Annotated in this window: 1 protein-coding gene; it reads right to left on the reverse strand. The window is 38.1% G+C overall.

All coding sequences use genetic code 11. The features are described 5' to 3' along the window. Positions 1 to 100: 100 nt before the first annotated feature. A partial coding sequence (locus HX793_RS32110) for a Ty1/Copia family ribonuclease HI (RefSeq protein WP_178905589.1) occupies positions 101 to 1,240 on the reverse strand: 1,140 nt, incomplete at its 5' end.

The following is a 1,240-nucleotide window of genomic DNA, read 5'->3' on the forward strand; positions in this document are numbered from 1 at the left end:
GATTAAAACACAAAATTATGAATAAAACATCACATCACATATATCACATAAGAATTGTTTTGTTTACATAGTTTCATATTCATAAAACACTAAACACAAATCAAATCCATTCATTAGAAAAACGGAGTCCTATACCCTTAGCATGACTTTCATGCTTAGTTTGGGGTAAAGGTTTCGTGAATGGGTCTGCCAAATTTTGATCTGTATGAACCTTGTGAATACTTATTTCACCATTCTTAACTTCATGTCTAATGTAGTTATACCTTCGGTGAATGTGTTTGGTCTTTTGATGCAATCTAGGTTCCTTTGCTTGAGCTATAGCACCTAGATTGTCACAGAAGATTTCTATAGGGTCCCGAATGGAAGGAACAACCCCTAGATCTTCTATGAACTTTCTCATCCAGACAGCTTCTTGAGCAGCTTCCGAAGCAGCAACATATTCTGATTCTGTAGTGGATTGTGCAATCACTTCTTGTTTGGAACTCTTCCAAGACACGGCTCCTCCATTTAAAATAAAGACATACCCAGATTGAGATTTCGAATCATCCCTATCTGTTTGGAAGCTTGCGTCAGTGTAACCCTTTACCTTTAAGCTTTCTTCCAAACCGCCGTAAACTAAGAACATATCTTTAGTTCTTCTCAAGTACTTAAGAATGTTCTTTACAGCAGTCCAGTGGGCTTCACCTGGGTTCTGTTGATACCTACTAGTCATACTTAAGGCACATGAGACGTCGGGCCTAGTGCATAACATGGCATACATGATGGACCCAATTGCCGAAGCATATGGGACATGTTTCATCCTTTCAAGTTCAGTCCTAGAGTTTGGGCACTGAGACTTGCTTAGGATGGTGCCATGAGGCATTGGCAAGAATCCTCTTTTGGAGTCTTGCATCTTGAACCTTTTCAAGATTTTATCAATATATACACTTTGGCTAAGACCAATAAGTCTCTTAGATCTATCTCTATAGATCTTTATGCCTAATACATAAGCAGCTTCCCCTAAATCCTTCATTGAGAAACAGTTCTCAAGGAACGTTTTGACACCTTTTAAGGTTGGGATGTCATTTCCAAATAAAAGTATGTCATCTACATACAATACTAGGAATATGACTATGCTCCCACTAGCTTTCTTGTAAACACAGGAGTCATCCTCATTTTTGATGAATCCAAAATTTGTAATCTTTTCATCAAAACGGATGTTCCACGTTCGAGACGCTTGCTTAAATCCATAAATAGATCT

Source organism: Pseudomonas reactans (assembly GCF_013387025.1).
Classification (GTDB): Bacteria; Pseudomonadota; Gammaproteobacteria; order Pseudomonadales; family Pseudomonadaceae; genus Aquipseudomonas; species Aquipseudomonas reactans.